Source organism: Ectothiorhodosinus mongolicus, from assembly GCF_022406875.1.
GTDB lineage: Bacteria > Pseudomonadota > Gammaproteobacteria > Ectothiorhodospirales > Ectothiorhodospiraceae > Ectothiorhodospira > Ectothiorhodospira mongolica.
Genome location: NZ_CP023018.1, coordinates 99,481 through 116,508, shown reverse-complemented (window position 1 = coordinate 116,508; position 17,028 = coordinate 99,481). Strand labels below are relative to the sequence as shown.

The following is a 17,028-nucleotide window of genomic DNA, read 5'->3' as shown; positions in this document are numbered from 1 at the left end:
GATTATGGCCGGAGTCTGCTAAACTCGCGGTTCGTTTGGATGAGGTGAAAATCCATGGAGCACTGTTTTTCGGTGGCCAGCGACGCCACAGGCACCCCATTGGTGGCTTTACACCCCGAGGCTTTGCAGTCGTGGCTGGAAAGGCAAACTCAGAACACGAGAGATTGGGTCGGCCACAATGAATTCAAGGCCCGTCCCGGGCAGATTTTGGCGCTGCCAGGTGATCGCGGTGAGATCGCACGGGTACTGGTGGGGATGGAAAGCGAGGGCCCCAGCTGGCATTTGGCCAGTGCACCGGGGAAGTTGCCAGCGGGCGTTTACACGCTGGAGTCTGACTGGTCACAGGCACAGGCCAGCAAGGCGGCGATCGGCTGGGGCTTGGCGGGATATCGCTTTGAGCGTTACCTGAAACCCAAGAACCATCATGTGCGCTTGTCATTGGCCGGTTGGCCATTCCAAGACGTGGCTTTGATCACGCATACGGTGGAGGCGGTGGCGCTGGTGCGTGATCTGATCAATACCCCCGCTGAAGACATGATGCCCGAGCATTTGGCAGTGGTGTGTGAGGAGCTGGCACAGCATTTCGGCGGCGAATTCACCCAAATTGTTGGCGATAAGCTGCTCAAAGAAAATTATCCCGCGATCCATCGGGTGGGTCGTGCCAGCGCCCATGAACCGCGCTGTCTCGATTTACGTTGGGGGGATCCCCAGCATCCCTTAGTCACTTTGGTGGGTAAGGGCGTGTGCTTTGATTCGGGCGGCTTAGATTTAAAGCCGTCTAAGGGCATGCGCCAGATGAAAAAGGATATGGGCGGGGCCGCGCATGTCCTGGGTTTGGCGCGGCTGATTATGGCGCAGCACTTACCGGTGCGTCTGCGGGTGCTGATTGGCGCGGTGGAAAATGCCATAGGCAGCCAAGCCTTTAGGCCCGGGGATGTGATCCCCACTCGCGGCGGTTTGAGTGTCGAGGTGGACAATACCGATGCTGAGGGGCGCTTAGTACTGTGTGATCTGCTGACTGAGGCCTGTGCAGAAAAGCCCGATTTGATTTTGGATTTTGCAACCTTGACTGGCGCAGCGCGTATTGCCGTGGGCACGGAAATCGCGGCTTATTTCACCGACGATGATGCGCTAGCCGATAGTTTGCTGGCGCACAGCATGGCTAACGATGATCCTGTTTGGCGTTTACCCCTGCACAATCCCTATCGACATATGCTGGACAGCGATATCGCTGATATTGCCAATAGCAGTGGCAGTGGCTATGCCGGTGCCATCACTGCCGGCTTATTCCTCAAAGCCTTCGTGCCCCAAGAACAGCTGTGGGCGCATTTTGACGTCATGGCCTACAACACTCGTTCACGTCCGGGTCGGCCAAAAGGCGGCGAGGCTATGGGGATTCGGGCGGCTTATGCGATGTTGGAAGCGCGCTATCCCCGGTAAATACACCCAGCCATAGGGTGGGTTCATCGGGCGTGGTCCAATGCACGCGATGCGGGCGCTGAGCCGCAATCCAAAGCCAATCACCGGCTGTTAGGGTGACGCGCTCCTCGGGCTCCTTGAAATCCAAGATAGCCTGACCGCGAACCACCATCACCCATTCGGCTTCGCCTTGGTCATACCAAAACCCCTCGGGGGAGCAGTGGCCATGAGAGACGATGCGCTCGATACGTGCATGCTGACCTTGGAATAGGGCGTCCACGCGCTCTTTCGCGCCAGGTTTGAGATCTTCGAAGAAATTACCCGCCATGTGGCGCCGCCCCTGTGAGTTGTCCTTGCAGCAGTTGCAGATGCTCACTGGCTGGGGGTGACATGCTGGGCTCATGAGCGATGACCAGTACGCAGCGCTGCGCCAGCCAGGGCGCTAGGCGCTGATTGAGCTGATCGATGGTGCCTGCATCCAGACCCCGATAGGGCTCATCCAAAATGGCGATCTGCGGTTGCCGCAACAACATGCGCGCCAGCGCCAAACGCCGGGCTTGACCACCCGAGAGAAGGGCGCCGCCCTCACCAATCGGCGTTTCCAAGCCTTCGGGCAGTTGTTGGATGAACTCATCCAGAACCGCCAGGCGCAAAGCTTCCCAGAGCTCGTCCTCACTCGCATCGGTCTTGCCCAGGCGCAGATTGCCCGCCACCGTGTCGGCAAATAAGACCGTCTCTTGGCTGAGCACGCCCACCAGCGTGTACAAATCCTCATAGCGCAGCGCCTCAATCGGCGTCGTATCGATCTGCATCTCTCCTGAGTCGATGGGCACCAAGCGCAGCAATGCCTGCGCCAAGCTGCTCTTACCCGAACCACTCGCTCCCGTCACTAATAGGGTACGACCCCGTTTCAGGGAAAAGGAGACCTGCCGTAAGACGGCCTCTCGGCCGGGATAGCTGAGGCTTAGCTTGTCAATGCTAAGCGCTTCGCCAGTGGGCATAAGCGCGGGTTGGGCGGCTTCGGGTAGCGAAGAGGTGGTATCAGAGATTTGCCGCAAGCGCCCAGCCGCGGCATTAATTTGACCGATGCGCAAAAAAGCGCCAGGCAACAGCAGCAAAGCTTCGCCAATGGCCAAGCTAGCCAGCACAATCACGACCACCAATGGCGCCGAGAGCTGGTCATTGGCCACCCACGCAGCGCCCAACCACAGCGCCAGCCACAAAGCACCCAAGGTAGCCAATAGTACCGCGGAATCACCCAAGGCTCCCCAGGCAGCAAGGCGGGCTTCGGCGCGGGCCCGGTTTGCCTCAGCTGATTGCAATGCCTGGCTATGCTTTTCTAAAGCACCAAACACCCGCAGTTCTGCTAAACCTTTAACGCCTTCAATAGCCAACTCACGCACTTGGGCGGCAGCAATGGTGCGCGCTTCACCGGCCGGTTTACCCATGGTCAAAGCCACAAGCGGTAAGACGATACCGGTACCCGCGAGCAGGATAATGATCCAAAGCCCGGTCAACGGCGCCAGCCAGCCCAGCACAATCGCGCCCACCAGTAGCGTGAATAAGGCGGTCAGCGTGGGCGTGATGACTCTGAGGAAAATGCCATCCAAGGTGTCGACATCGCCCACCAGCCTTTGCAGCAAGTCGGCTGAGCGAAATCGCGCCAGCGTCGCGGGATCCAGAGGTGCCAGGCGCATGAATAGCCAGTGGCGCAAATCCGCGAGATGGCGCAACACCGCCTCATGATTCACCAAACGCTCGGCGTAGCGCGCGAGCGTGCGAGTCAGAGCAAAGCCGCGAATCAGGCCGGTAGAGCGGCCTAACTCGATACTGCCTACCGCCAGCAGGCTGATGCTGGCTGCGCCCGCTACAATCCAACCGGCAGCGGCCAATAAACCCATGGCGGCAAGTACCGCCAGTACGGAGAGCAGGATGCCAAGGATGAACCAGGGCAGGCGCGGCGCCGCTTGTCGCACAAAAGGCCAGATATGGTTCATGGCAATGCCGCCTCGGGCGCGCTGACGCGGCCATCACTTAAGTGGATAACGCGATCGGCAAAGGCCATCACGCGCGGATGATGACTGGCGATTAAGACCGTAGCGCCGGCTCGCACCGATTGCTCTAAGGCGTCCAAGACCTGCGCCTCGGTATCGGGATCTAGGCCTGCGGTGGGTTCATCCAGTAGCCATAAAGGCGCTTTTTTCAGCACGGCCCTTGCCAGAGCCAGACGCTGGGCTTGGCCGCCAGAAAGACCATGACCACGCTCACCCAGTGGCGTGTCCAAGCCAGCCGGTAGCGCGCGGGCGAATTTCATGACGCCCGCTTGGGTGGCTGCATGCTCGAGACTGCCGGTATCGGCATCCGGGTTGCCCAAGCGAATATTGTCCGCCAACGTGCCGCTAAAGGCATGGGGTCGCTGACCCACCCAGGCGATCTGATTAATAGGATCTGGGTCGGCACCATTGATGTGCACGCTACCGCTATCGGCTTGGATGAATCCCGCTAAGACATGCAATAGCGTGGATTTTCCGGATCCTGAAGGGCCGACTAGAGCGATTTTTTCGCCGGGCTTTATGCTGAGGCTGACCTCATGCAAAGCGGGCTGGCCGCGGCCGTAATGCACCGAGACATCGTCCAATTGCACTTCGGCACCGGTTTGCGACTCACGCTTGGCAGCCGAAAAGTTTCTTGTATGGACAGGAGCGGCCTTCGGAGCCTCTCGATGCAACAGGGGTATGAGGTTTTGCGCCGCCCCAATGGCGTTGGCGCGATCATGATAAGACTGTGCCCATTGACGCAGGGGCGCGAAAAATTCCGGTGTCATGAGTAACACAAACAGGCCTGCAAATAGGCTTATCTCTGGCGCCCATGCCCAGTCAATCCAGCCCATGAGTGTAAACCCAATAAGAATGGCCACTAAGGCGATGCCCGCGGCACTCACCAGTTCAAGGGCTGCTGAGGACAAAAAGGCGACGCGCAGCACTTTCATGCTGGATTGCCGATAGCCATCAGCTGCGGCGTACACGGCCCGGGCGGCGGCGCCTTGGGCATTGAGCAAGCGCAGCGTGACCAGACCCTGCAGGCGATCGAGAAAGTGACCGCCCAAGCGCGCCACGGTGGCTTGCTGGCGTCGGCTAATGCGCGCTGCACCCATGCCAAACAGCGCCAAAGCCAGCGGAATCAGAGGCGCGATGAGCAATAAAATCAGTGCACTCAGCCAATGCAGCCAAGCCGCCGCCAATAAAATGCCCACAGGAATCAGTAAAGCCAGTTTCACCTGCGGCAAATAGCGTTGGTAGTAGCCGCCCAAGGCCTCGATTTGTTCCACCAGCGCTGCTGATAGACTGCCGCTGTGATAGTCCGCCAGTCGTACGGGTCCCAAGGCCCCTAAGTGCGCGAATAACTCTTGCCGCAGACGACCCTGGATGCCCAGTGCCGCGCGTTGTCCCAGTACCTCTCGTACCCAGCCAAGGGTCACACGCAGCAGCATGACCGCGGCCAAGCTAACAAAAGCCCCCAATAGCGCTGACGCAGGCGCGCTATGGAGCAAGATCTGCGTCAGAATCCAGGCAATCAACCCCGCCTGAGCGATCACCAACCAGCCACCCACCGCGCCAGCAAAAACGGCCGATTGCAGCAAGCGTGACTCAGCCCCCGTTTGTGCGGCCAGCCATCGCTGAGCATCCCCTGGTGTGATCTGATGGGATTTTTCTGTGGATTGTTGAGTCAGAGTCACTAGTCCTATGTCACAAGCGGGGTCATTGTAGCCTTTCTGAATGGTGCCACAATCCCTTACACTATCTCCTTTCTCAGGCTTTGCCTGCCCCTTTCAATCAAGGCTTCATCAACACTATGCCATTGCGACTATCCAATCGCCGCATGATCATCATGCTCGCTGGGGTCCTCATTGTTTTTGGGGGCATCTTCGGTTTTAAAGCTTGGCTGAACGCTTTTCTCACTGATTTGTTCGACAATTTGCCGCCACCGATCGCAGCGGTGACGGTGAGTGAGGTGAGAACCATGGCTTGGCAACCACAGCTAGAGGCCGTGGGGGATTTGGCCGCTGTGCAAGGCACGATGCTGACTTTAGAGGTCGGCGGAGTGGTTGATGAGATCCTATTTGCCAGTGGCAGTCGCGTGGCCGCAGGAGATGTGCTGCTGCGCTTAGATACGCGTACCGAACAGGCTTTATTGGAGCGTCTTGAGGCCACCAGTGAACTGGCGGCACTGGAATTGGCGCGTGCCGAGCGGTTGGCTGAACAGAATAATATTTCGGTGGCGGACCTGCAGCGCCGGCAAACCGAGGCCCGGCAGGCGCGCGCAGCGGTGCAAGAGCAGCAAGCGCGAATCAATCAAAAGGTGTTGCGTGCGCCCTTTGCCGGTGAGCTAGGGATTCGGCAAGTCAACCAGGGGCAGTTTGTGAACGCCGGCGAACCCATTGTTAGCCTGCAGACGCGCGATCAGCTGCATGTGAATTTCTCGGTGGCTGAACGGCATGCCCGGCATGTGTACTCGGGCCAGCATTTTGTTTTGCACACTGCGACTCGTGAGGAACCGCTGGATGGCGAGCTCATCGCTATTGAGCCTAGCGTAGCCGCCGGAAGCAGAACTTTGGCCTTGCAGGGACTGGTGGATAACGCCGATGGTTTGTTGCGTTCGGGCATGTTTGGGCGGGTGTCTTTAGATATGGGTGAAGTGGCTGATGTCTTGGTGTTGCCGCAGTCAGCTGTGCGATTTCAGCCTTATGGCGAGTTGGTCTACACCATTCGTGAGGATGAGGAGGGAGCCGTGCGTGCCTATCAGCGCTTGGTGCGCACCGGTGAGCGGCGTGGGGATTTGGTGATTATTCTTGAGGGCTTGGAAGCCGGCGAGCGCGTTGCCACCAGCGGACTATTGAAGCTGCGCAATGAAGGCGTGGTTGAGATTATTGATGATCCCGCGGTGAACCCGCCGGAAGAACTCATGCCCACCCCGATCGATAGCTAGGCGGCCGCCATGCGCTTTACCGATGTTTTTATTCGTAAGCCCGTGCTGGCCTTGGTGGTCAGTCTGTTTATTTTGTTGTTGGGGCTGCGTGCTGGGCTGGATTTGAATATCCGCCAATTTCCGGAAATCCAGAATGCCAAGGTGACGGTGTCTACGGTATACACCGGGGCGGATGCCAGCCTCATCCAGGGCTTTATTACCACGCCGCTGGAGCGTGAGATCGCTTCAGCAGAGGGCATTGATTACATCGTCTCCACCAGTGTCTCAGGGGTCAGCACCATCGAGGCCTTTTTGCGCATGGATTACGATCCCAATCAGGCACTCACACAAATCGCTGCACAAGTGAACAAGGTGCGTGGTGACCTACCCGGTGAAGCGGAAGACCCGGTGGTGCAGCTGGCCGTGGGTGAGACCGTGGCGGCGATGTATCTGAGTTTTTACTCGGAAGTTCTGAACAATAATCAAATCACCGATTATCTGGTGCGCGTGGTGGAACCGCGGATTGCCACGATCCCGGGTGTGCAGCGCGCTGAGATCTTTGGCAGCCGCACATTTGCCATGCGCCTGTGGTTGGATCCCGACCGTATGGCGGCCCGCGGCGTGACCGGTAATGATGTGCGCCGTGCCCTGTTGCAAAACAATGTTTTGGCTCCCGTGGGCGTCACTCGCGGCCAGGCTGTGACGGTTGAGCTCACCGCTAGCACGGACTTATCCACCGTGGCGGAGTTTGAACGGTTGGTGGTTCGCTCAGACAACGGCAACCTGGTGCGCATGGGGGATATTGCCGATGTGGAGCTGGGCTCAGAGAATTACAACAGCTCAGTGAGCTTTAATGGCCTGACGGCGACATTTATTGGGGTTGAGATCTCACCCGATGCCAACGCCTTAGATGTGATCGCCGAGGTTCGTGATACTTGGGAAAGTGATATCGCGCGCGCCTTTCCGGAGGGCTTGATTGGCGAGATCGTCTATGACTCAACGCTTTATATCGAGAGCGCCCTGCGCGAGGTATTGATCACCATCATCATTGCGCTGCTGATTGTGGTGGGTGTGATTTATGCCTTCTTGGGTTCTATGCGCAGCGTGATTATCCCGGTGATTGCCATTCCGCTGTCTTTGATCGGCACTTTGTTTTTGATGTTTTTGTTGGGCTTCTCTATCAACCTGTTGACCCTGCTGGCCATGGTTTTGGCCATCGGCATCGTCGTCGATGACGCCATTATCATGGTGGAAAATGTGCACCGACACATCGAGGAGGGCATGGCCCCATTCGATGCAGCGCTCAGGGGCGCGCGCGAGTTGGCATGGCCGATTGTGGCGATGTCCACCAGTTTGGTAGCGGTGTTTTTGCCGATTGGCTTTGTCGGTGGTATCACGGGCACTCTGTTCGCGGAATTTGCCTTTACTCTGGCGGCATCGGTGATTCTCTCTGGCGTCATTGCTTTGACGCTCTCGCCTATGTTGTGCTCGCGTTTACTCAAGCCCAGTGGCGGCGAAGCCGGCAAGGGTCGTTTGGAGGGCTGGCTGGATGCACGATTTGATGGCCTGCATCAGCGCTATGAGCGCCGTTTGCATAGCCTCATGGATGACCGGCATGTGGTGTTGTTGTTTGGGCTGATTGTGTTGATATCTTGTTACTTCTTGTTTGTCAGCAGCTCCACCGAGCTCGAGCCCAAGGAAGACTTGGGCTTTGTGTTCGCCATCTCAGAGGCGGACGCTACAGCGACTTTGGATCAGGTGGAGCGCAACACAGCGCTTCTGAATCGTTTCCTGGACGATATCCCTGAGATGGATAATGTGTTTATTATCAACGGGTTTGGTGGTCTGACCAATTTGGCTATTTCGGGTTACGTGTTGGCGCCATGGGAGCAGCGCTCGCGTGGTACGCATGAGATTTTGGAGCAGGACATGCAGCCCGCTCTGGACCTGATTCCGGGTTTGAGCACGTTTGCCTTAGTGCCACCGTCCTTACCCAGCGCTGGTGGCGGTGCCCCAGTGGAATTTGTGATCCGCTCCACAGATGTGCCGGAGAATATGCAGGAGATTGCGCAAGAGATGATCGGCCGTGCCATGGCCAGTGGGCGTTTCATTTTTATTGACGGGGACTTAAAGATTGACCGGCCGCGCACCGAGATTGTGATCGACCGCGAGAAAGCGGCGCTGATGGGCGTGGACATGCAAACCCTATCCGGTGATTTAGCGGCTTTGTTTGCCGGCGCGCCAGTGAATCGGTTTTCAATGGAGGACCGATCCTATAGGGTCGTACCCCAATTGCAGCGCGTCGATCGTCTCAACGCTGAACAGCTCAAGGATCTTTATACCCGCAATGCGCAAGGCGAGTTGGTCCCTCTGGATACATTGATTTCGCTAGAGCACAGCGTGCAGCCGCAACAGCTGAAGCGCTTTCAACAGTTGAATGCGGTGACCTTATCGGCGGTGCCTCGGCCTGGGGTGACCTTGGGCGATGCTTTAGCGGAGCTCGATAAGATCGCCGCCGATGTACTGCCGCCGGGCTACAGTGTCGATTACGCCGGGCAGTCCAGACAGCTGGTCATGGAAGGTCAGCAATTGGTGATGACCTTTTTCTTCGCGCTGATTGTGATTTATTTGGTGTTGGCGGCTCAGTTTGAGTCGTTCCGCGATTCCCTGATTATGTTGGTAACCGTGCCGATGTCGATTGCCGGTGCGTTGATTTTTGTGAGCTTGGGCTTTACCAGCTTGAATATTTACACCCAGGTGGGGCTGGTGACGCTGATTGGCCTGATCGCTAAACACGGCATTTTGATTGTGGAGTTTGCCAATAAGCTGCAGGAAGAGGGCCTAGCTAAGCGTGAAGCCATCGAAAAAGCCGCGGGGATCCGTCTGCGACCGATTTTGATGACTACTGCAGCAACGGTATTAGCAATGGTGCCTTTGTTAATCGCCACAGGTGCAGGCGCTGGAGCGCGCTTTGCCATGGGTTTGGTGATTGCCGCGGGGATGACCATCGGCACGTTGTTCACCCTTTTTGTGGTGCCGGCGGTGTATCTCTATTTGGCCAAAGATCGCCAGGCAGAGACCGCCTTACCCGATTCTGAGCCGGCTGGCGCCTCCAGTTCCTAGTGGGGGTCTTTACGTTTTAAAGGAAAAGCGGTATGAGTTTTGCGATTCAAATCCATGAAACCGGTGGCCCCGAGGTGATGCGCTGGGAGCCCATGAGTGTGGTTGATCCTGAGCCAGGACAGGTACGTCTGCGACAAACCGCGGTGGGCTTGAATTACATTGATGTGTATTTCCGGACGGGGCTTTATCCTCTGCCGCAAATGCCTGGCGTACTCGGCATGGAAGCGGCCGGTGTGGTTGAAGCCCTCGGCGCTGAGGTGCAGGACTTATCAGTAGGGGATCGGGTCGCCTACGCCGCGACACCGCCGGGCGCTTATGCTCAAGAGCGCAATATGCCTGCTGAACAGTTGGTGAAACTGCCTGACGACATCAGTGATGAAACGGCTGCAGCCATGATGCTTAGGGGCATGACAGCGCATTATCTGATTCGCCGCATTCATGCCGTGAAACCCGGCGATACTGTGTTGATTCACGCGGCAGCCGGCGGTGTCGGCCTGATCGTGTGTCAGTGGGCCAAGCATTTGGGCGCTACCGTGATCGGTACCGTGGGGAGTGCTGAGAAGGCGGCTTTGGCGGCCGCTCATGGTTGTGATCACCCGATTCATTATCAAGAAGAAGATTTTGTGGCGCGCGTGCGCGAGCTCACCGGCGGTAAAGGTGTGGATGTGGTTTATGACTCGGTAGGTGATGCCACTTTCATGGGTTCGCTGGATTGCTTGCGTTCACGCGGCATGATGGTGAGCTTTGGCAATGCATCAGGCGCGGTGAAGCCGTTTGCACCGGGGCTTTTGGCGCAAAAAGGCGGGCTGTTTTTGACCCGACCCTCGCTGTTTCATTACATCTCTACGCGTGAGGAGTTGGAATGGGCGGCGCGGGATTTATTTGAAGTCGTGCAGCAGGGCGTGGTGAAGATCGAAATCGGCCAGCGCTATGCGTTAAAAGATGTGGCTAAAGCTCATGCCGATTTGGAGGCGCGACGCACCACGGGCTCGACCGTACTGATCCCTTAGGGCGGGTTATTCCGCCGCTTGGGCGCGTGGCGGCCCCATAACACCGGCGACGCGCAAACAGCCATGGAAGGCAAGGGCTGAGGCGCCCTCATGCTGACGGTCCCAGCAAGAGACGATATTGTCGAAGCAATGATCGATGGCGGCTCGGCCGCCGCGGCATTCATGGGCAGCGAGCTGGGTGAGGGTGTCCACCGTGTCATGGGTGATGGTCATGGGTCCTTGGGCGATCATCCAGCGCAAAGCATCGCCAGCGCCTTTGAGTGAGAAGCTGAGCTGATGCAGTTCACCAAAATCATCCTCAACCCGCAGACTCACGGTATCGCCGCGCATGAGCGCTTGAACGAGCGCAGAGGGCGGTTCACCACTGCCGGGCTGCCATAAAGCCCACTCCAATGTCTCGCGGTCTTGTTGGGCGCGCTGTGCTCCGGGGCGGATATAGGTCGAGATAATCGGTGCCTCGCCGTTCCCCATGACTTGGGCTTCGACGCAACAGGCTTGATCGGCGAGTCTGAGTTGGGCGTTATTAATCAATATCGCGGCTTTGATCGGGCCTTCTTGAGTTTGGCCAATGGCGAAGGCGTGGCCATCATCGCTGCGGGTGAAAGCCAAGACGGTGAGCTGTTCGCTGGAGTCCTCGACGGTGATCCACCAGTCGCGAATTTGTTCATGGGCACTGACTTGGGAAGCCGAAGCCCAGAATAAAACCCCGATTAATAGCCTGCTAAGGCGCATGTGCCGGACTCTTTGTGGGGTGCCTATCTGAATCTGACCAGTTTGAGGGGTTATTGTCAAACCGGATTTAACAAAAATCCCGTGAGCGGGTGTGTAGAGCGCCCAACCAGGCATTGCGATTATCCAGTCGTTGGGCGATGAGATGCATGACGCCATCTTGCTGTTGCAGCTCACCTTGCACCTCCAGCAGCTGGGATTGTAATAGCGGCAGGCGAAAGCGCTCGACCAAATGCGCCCAAACAATAACATTCACCGGTCCAGTCTCATCTTCTAGAGTGAGAAAAACCGTGCCTTTGGCCGAAGCCGGATGCTGACGGGTGGTGACTAAGCCGGCATAGCGCACGCGGCGACGATTGCCCAAATTCGCCAGTTGGCGCGCAGTTTGGGTCGGGCATTGCGGTTGTTGTTCACGAATCAAAGCCAGTGGGTGGCGTCCCAAGGTTAAGCCTAAGCTGGCGTAGTCGGCTAATAGATTCTCGGCTTCATTGGGGGCGCGTAAGGCAGCTTTGGGTTCCTCAATGGGTATCCCATCCAGCAGGGGCAGGGGCGCTTCGGTGGCCAGTGCATCCCAGCGCGCGGCATGGCGATGCCCGCTGAGGGATTGCAAGGCATCGGCAGCGGCTAAGGCTTCTACTTGCCGGCGGTCGAGTTTGCTGCGACGGATCAGATCCTCACAATGGCTAAAAGTTTGTTGCTGGCGTGCTTCTAGTAAGCGCTGTGCGGCGCCTTGTCCCAGGTGCTGAATCAGACATAAACCCAAACGCAGACTCGGTTTTGCGGTGGGGCCTTCTAGGGTGCAATGCCATTGGCTATGACACACATCTACCGGTAGGACTTCCACGCCATGACGGCGGACGTCTTGAATCAACTGTGCGGGTGCATAAAACCCCATGGGTTGGCTATTAATCAAGGCGGCGGCAAAAGCGGCGGGATGATGGTGTTTCAACCAAGCGGAGATATAGGCCAGCAAAGCAAAACTGGCGGCATGGGATTCGGGGAAGCCATATTCACCAAAGCCTAAAATCTGATGGTAAATCTGCTCGGCATAGGCTTGCGGGTAGCCTCGGGCGGTCATGCCTTGCAGTAGGCGCTCACGAAAGACGTGTAATTGCCCTTTGCGCCGCCAAGCCGCGATAGCGCGCCGCAGACCATCGGCCTCACCGGCGCTAAAGCCGGCGGCCACTACGGCCAGTTTAATGACCTGTTCTTGGAACAGCGGCACGCCTAGGGTGCGTTTGAGTACAGCCTCAACATCAGCATGTGGGTATTGCACCGGTTCTAGACCCTGGCTGCGGCGCAGGTAGGGATGCACCATATCGCCTTGAATGGGCCCCGGGCGCACGATGGCCACTTGGATCACCAGATCGTAAAAGGTGCGCGGTTTGAGGCGCGGCAACATGCTCATTTGCGCGCGTGATTCGATTTGAAAGACGCCGACGGTATCGGCGGCACTGATCATTTGATAGACCTGTGGGTCTTCGCTGGGGATGCTGTCTAGGCTTAACTGTTGGCCGGTGTGCTCGGCGATGAGGCCGAAGCTGCGACGAATGGCGGTGAGCATGCCCAGTGCCAGGACGTCGATTTTCAATAGGCCCAGCGCGTCTAGATCGTCTTTGTCCCATTGAATAATGGTACGCCCGGGCATGGCCGCATTTTCTAAAGGCACTAGGGTATGTAGCGGTTCGCGGGAGATGACAAAACCACCCACATGCTGCGAGAGGTGGCGTGGGAAGCCGTAAATGTCTTTGACCAATTGCATGAGCCGCACAATGCTAGGGTCTTGTGGGTCCAGACCGACTTCACGCAGGCGCTCCTCAGCCAAGCCCGCATCCCAGCGGGCCATATTGCTGGCCAAGGCATCCAGGCGATCGAGGGCAAGGCCTAAGGCTTTGCCGACATCGCGAATGGCACTGCGGCGACGGTAGGTGATGACTGTGGCCGCCAGAGCTGCGCGGTCTCGCCCATAGCGGTTATAGATGTACTGGATCACCTCTTCACGCCGCTCATGCTCAAAATCCACATCAATATCGGGCGGCTCATTGCGTTCCTTGGAGATGAAACGCTCGAACAGCATATCGGATTTGGCGGGGTCTACCGCAGTAATCCCCAGGCAGTAACACACGGCGGAGTTTGCTGCAGAGCCTCGGCCCTGACACAAAATGCCGCGCTCACGGGCAAAGCGCACGATGTCATAGACGGTGAGAAAGTAGGGGGCATAGCCGAGTTCGGCGATGACGCTCAGTTCATGGGCGAGTAGCTGGCTGACCTTATCGGGCAGACCATCGGGCCAGTACGCTTGGGCGCCTTGGTCGACTAAGCGTTTGAGGGTGGTGTTTTCGTCTTCGTGTTCGGGCACATCATCCAGTGGATAGTGATAACACAGGCTGTCTAGGCTGAATTGGCAGGCATCGGCCACGGAAAGGCTATTAGCCAGCCAGTGGGATGGATAGTGCTGGGCTAATACTTCAAGCGGGCGCAGATGGCGTTCGCCGTTGGGGAATAGGGCGTGACCGGCTTGGGCGACGGTGGTGCCGAGGCGAATGGCGGTGAGTACATCCTGCAGCGCGCGGCGGGCGCGTACATGCATGTGGACATCGCCTACGGCGGTAATTGGCAGGCCGCTGTGGGCGGATAGATTTTCTAAATCCTGGATGAGTTGGCCATCGGTGGCGCTGCAAAACAATCCGCCGCCCAGCCAAAGGCGCTTTGGGAATTTTTCTTGCAGTGGTTTGAGTAGGTTTGGTGTATGTGTATTCAGGGTCTGGGAGTCGACGGCCCAAATCGCGATGAGATCATCGGTATCTTTGGGGAGGTTATCCAGGCTGAGGCAATACTGGCCTTTTTCGGCTTGGCTGCGGCCGATACTGATCAATTGGCACAAATGGCTGTAACCGCTTGTATTGCGTGCCAGCAGCATCAGCTGGCCACCGGGTAGATCTGTCAGTTGGATTTGTGTGCCGATAAGCAGCTTCAGGCCGTATTCTTTGGCGGCTTGGTGGGCGCGTACCACGGCGGCCACCGAACACACATCGGTGATGGCCAAAGCAGCGTAGCCCAACTCAGCGGCTCGCTGCACCAACTCTTCAGGATGCGAAGCGCCTCTGAGAAACGTGAAGTTGGTGACGCATTGCAGCTCGGCGTAAGCGGGCAGCATGCCAATCTCTCCTTATACTGTATATATCAACAGTATAAGCAAAAAATGGGGTCAGACCCCAATTGGGGTCGTACCCCAAATAAAGAAGGGGTCTGACTCCTACCAGTGAACCTGGCAGGGGTCAGACCCCATTCAAAGCAACGCTAAGTTAGGACTTAGGCGCTTTTCTTAACAGCAACTGGGGTTTCCAGCTTGGTCACAGTGGCCAGGCCTTCTTCGCTCAGCTTCTGAACCTGCTCAGCGAAACCGCGCTGCAGTTCGACCAACTCGTTGGCATCCTTGGCTACTTTTTCGCTCAGGTTCTTGGCAGCTTCGCCCTGGGCATTGATGTAGGCCTGCAAGCTCTTAGGATCGCTAACAGTCTGCATAGCACGCATCTGCTCAATGGCGACTTCAGAGTAGTTGCGCATGGTGGTCAAGTTGTAGTCAACCAGTTTGGACATGTGGTCGATCGTGGCGTTGTTGAACTTACGCACGGGGGCGGCCAATTTTTCCATCTGATCCTGCATGCTGTTGAACATTTCGGTGTACATGGTCTATCTCCTGATTTCGAGGGTTTAAAAAGATTCCAAGGTAGAAGCTTTTCTGACCTTGTTGCGATGCAGCATAAAATATCTTTTTGTGCATTGCAACATTTTTTTTCGACCAGACAAAAAGTGCAGGAATGTTGTACTGTCTCAACACCAAGGAGACCGTGCCTATGAACACATCTGAAGCAAATCGTACTTTGGTGGGGATTCTGATTTTCCCGCAGGTAGAGGTCTTGGACTTCACCGGCCCTTTCGAAGTGTTCGCTACCACACGTTTGGATGAGGCGCAGCGCACAGAAACCGAGTCACCCTTTGAAATCCGCTTGATTGCACAGAGCAAGGATCCGGTGACCACAACCGGTGGCATGCGGGTGCTGCCGGATCATGATTTCGCGGATTGTCCCTTTTTTGATGTATTGGTGGTGCCAGGGGGTAAGGGCACGCGCACCGAGATCCATAATCCGGTGCTGATCGATTGGTTGCGTCAGATCGGGGCCGGGATTCCTTTATTGGCGGGTGTTTGTACTGGCTCGATGCTGATGGGGCAGGCGGGTCTGCTCGATGGTTTACGCGCCACCACGCATTGGCGTTCCTTGCCTTGGATGCGCGAGGCATTTCCTGAAGTGATGGTGGTGGAGGATGAGTTTGTCGTTGATGCCGGTTCGGTGATCACCTCAGCGGGTATCTCAGCGGGCATTGATATGGCGCTGCATTTGGTGCTGCGCTTTCATGGTCAAGACGTGGCGCGGGCAGCAGCGCGTAATATGGAATATCCCTTTCCTGGCGATGGCGGCCGCCGGCGTTTGGTGCCGCATCAAAACGGCGATTGAACTCCTGCCAGTGATTGTTGGCTCAGGCAAATAATCCTTGAACCTGCCAGCCTTGATGTTTGGCGCGCAAATCTTGATAAACCCACAGACGCTGTCCTTGAGCGTTGGTGGCATCGCAATAATCGCGCCGTACATCGCGCATATCCCACCAGCCGGTTTCAATGCGCTCAAGATGGGGCGGCATAGAGATGCGCGCTTGGCAGGGGCTGGGGCGAGACACCAACCAAATGGGACGACGGGCGGCTGTCGTCGTGGCACAGGATACTGTCATTGCCTTGGGCGCAGCAAAAGAGGCGGTCTTCCAGGCCTGTTCGGGGCGATGGTCGGCATGCAGTTGTAAGCCGAATACGGCTTTTTCCCCTAAGCGCGCCTGCAGGCGCTCTAATAGTGGCTCAACCGAGCTCTGTGTCGAGCGGTGCTCCGCTGACCAAGGCAGACATGAGCGACTCTCCAGCAATAGGCTAGTGACGGGTGCGATTAAGCGTTGCTGTTGCAAATGCAGTTGGCACAGCTCCAATAGCTGAGCCATATCTCGACCGGGTTCCAGCAAACCAATGTCTAAGACGGTGTTGGGCTGTTTTTCATGACATAGCTGCAATTGCAAAGATTCGATGCTCAGGCCCCGACCGCGCAGCCATATCAGCAGGCTACTCAATCCCTTGGTGATCGGCTGTTGCAGTCGATTGGTGCTGTGTATGGCTTGTGCAAACTCGGTTTCATAGCGAAAACTCTGGCGACTGTGAAAACGATTCAGCGCCATGACCTGATGACCTTGGAGCGCATCCAGAAAAGCCAATAGTGCTGGACCAGTGCGCCGGGCCAGGCTGCTGCGCGGCAGTTTGAGCAGCTCACCCACGCGGCGCATGCCAATGCCTTGCAGAGCCTGATTCAGGGTTTTATCGAGCGCCAATGCCTGGATAGGTAGCTGCTTTAGGACATTCAACCAAGTGTCGGCGTCAGTGATAGAGCTACCCGGTTGATGGCGCGACAGCAATAAAGCCGCGGCAGGGTAGGGGGCGATGGCTTGGTCGATAGCGCCATAAAGGGCGTGTAGATCGTTGGTGATCTGTTGTTGGAGCGACTCAAGGCCACCAAAACAGCGCAGGCTACGACCGATTTCTAAAGCCAGCAGCTGCGGCTGTGCAGGCACATGCACGTGATCGCTGTAGTGCAAAGCCTGTTCGGCTAGGCCCTCAGGTAATGCCTGAGGGTGATGCCAGGCCAGCCATAACGAGTTCGCCGAAGATCGTATACTGTACATATAT

The 17,028-nt window shown here is 57.0% G+C and carries 12 protein-coding genes; 5 read left to right on the top strand and 7 right to left on the bottom strand.

The annotated features are described in order from the left end of the window. The first annotated feature begins 54 nt into the window (after positions 1 to 54). Positions 55 to 1,440, top strand: a complete 1,386-nt coding sequence (locus CKX93_RS00335; RefSeq protein ID WP_076754250.1) for a leucyl aminopeptidase family protein — start codon at positions 55 to 57, stop codon at positions 1,438 to 1,440. Here CKX93_RS00335 and CKX93_RS00330 read toward each other — a convergent pair. The 3 genes from CKX93_RS00330 to cydD are packed head-to-tail and all read right to left on the bottom strand — an operon-like array spanning position 1,388 to position 5,059. Next, positions 1,388 to 1,747 carry a cupin domain-containing protein gene (locus CKX93_RS00330; protein WP_076754249.1) on the bottom strand — a complete coding sequence of 120 codons (360 nt, stop codon included), beginning with the start codon at positions 1,745 to 1,747 and terminating at the stop codon, positions 1,388 to 1,390. The genes CKX93_RS00335 and CKX93_RS00330 overlap by 53 nt on opposite strands. Next, the gene (cydC, locus tag CKX93_RS00325) at positions 1,737 to 3,416 is read right to left on the bottom strand and encodes a thiol reductant ABC exporter subunit CydC (RefSeq protein ID WP_076754247.1); all 1,680 of its coding nucleotides are present in this window, start codon (positions 3,414 to 3,416) and stop codon (positions 1,737 to 1,739) included. The genes CKX93_RS00330 and cydC overlap by 11 nt, the downstream gene beginning before the upstream one ends. Further along, positions 3,413 to 5,059: a thiol reductant ABC exporter subunit CydD gene (cydD, locus tag CKX93_RS00320; RefSeq protein ID WP_240076661.1), complete on the bottom strand. Its 1,647-nt coding sequence runs from the start codon at positions 5,057 to 5,059 to the stop codon at positions 3,413 to 3,415. The genes cydC and cydD overlap by 4 nt, the downstream gene beginning before the upstream one ends. 212 nt (positions 5,060 to 5,271) lie before the next feature. Between cydD and CKX93_RS00315 the strand changes: the two genes are divergently transcribed. From CKX93_RS00315 to CKX93_RS00305, 3 genes are read left to right on the top strand one after another with little or no spacing between them, the layout of a single operon-like run. Next, a complete protein-coding gene (locus CKX93_RS00315; RefSeq protein WP_076754245.1) occupies positions 5,272 to 6,405 on the top strand; it encodes an efflux RND transporter periplasmic adaptor subunit in 1,134 nt (377 codons plus the stop codon). Positions 6,406 to 6,414: 9 nt separating this feature from the next. Further along, positions 6,415 to 9,507: an efflux RND transporter permease subunit gene (locus tag CKX93_RS00310; protein WP_076754244.1), complete on the top strand. Its 3,093-nt coding sequence runs from the start codon at positions 6,415 to 6,417 to the stop codon at positions 9,505 to 9,507. A gap of 32 nt (positions 9,508 to 9,539) precedes the next feature. After that, entirely contained in the window at positions 9,540 to 10,517 is a 978-nt protein-coding gene (locus CKX93_RS00305) for a quinone oxidoreductase family protein (RefSeq protein ID WP_076754242.1), read from the top strand. A 6-nt stretch (positions 10,518 to 10,523) separates the two neighbouring features. On the opposite strand, the gene CKX93_RS00300 is transcribed toward CKX93_RS00305, so the two are convergent. From CKX93_RS00300 to CKX93_RS00290, 3 genes are all read right to left on the bottom strand, one after another. Beyond that, positions 10,524 to 11,249, bottom strand: coding sequence for a hypothetical protein (locus tag CKX93_RS00300; protein ID WP_076754240.1), 726 nt, complete (start codon positions 11,247 to 11,249; stop codon positions 10,524 to 10,526). A 67-nt stretch (positions 11,250 to 11,316) separates the two neighbouring features. Then, entirely contained in the window at positions 11,317 to 14,403 is a 3,087-nt protein-coding gene (locus CKX93_RS00295) for an error-prone DNA polymerase (protein WP_076754239.1), read from the bottom strand. Positions 14,404 to 14,558: 155 nt separating this feature from the next. Beyond that, positions 14,559 to 14,936, bottom strand: a complete 378-nt coding sequence (locus tag CKX93_RS00290; protein WP_076754237.1) for a phasin family protein — start codon at positions 14,934 to 14,936, stop codon at positions 14,559 to 14,561. Between the two features lie 167 nt (positions 14,937 to 15,103). On the opposite strand from CKX93_RS00290, the gene CKX93_RS00285 reads away from it, so the two are divergent. Continuing rightward, entirely contained in the window at positions 15,104 to 15,763 is a 660-nt protein-coding gene (locus CKX93_RS00285; RefSeq protein WP_076754235.1) for a DJ-1/PfpI family protein, read from the top strand. 22 nt (positions 15,764 to 15,785) lie between these two features. Here the strand turns inward: CKX93_RS00285 and CKX93_RS00280 are convergent, their stop codons facing one another. Beyond that, positions 15,786 to 17,024: a Y-family DNA polymerase gene (locus CKX93_RS00280; protein ID WP_076754233.1), complete on the bottom strand. Its 1,239-nt coding sequence runs from the start codon at positions 17,022 to 17,024 to the stop codon at positions 15,786 to 15,788. Positions 17,025 to 17,028 lie beyond the last annotated feature (4 nt).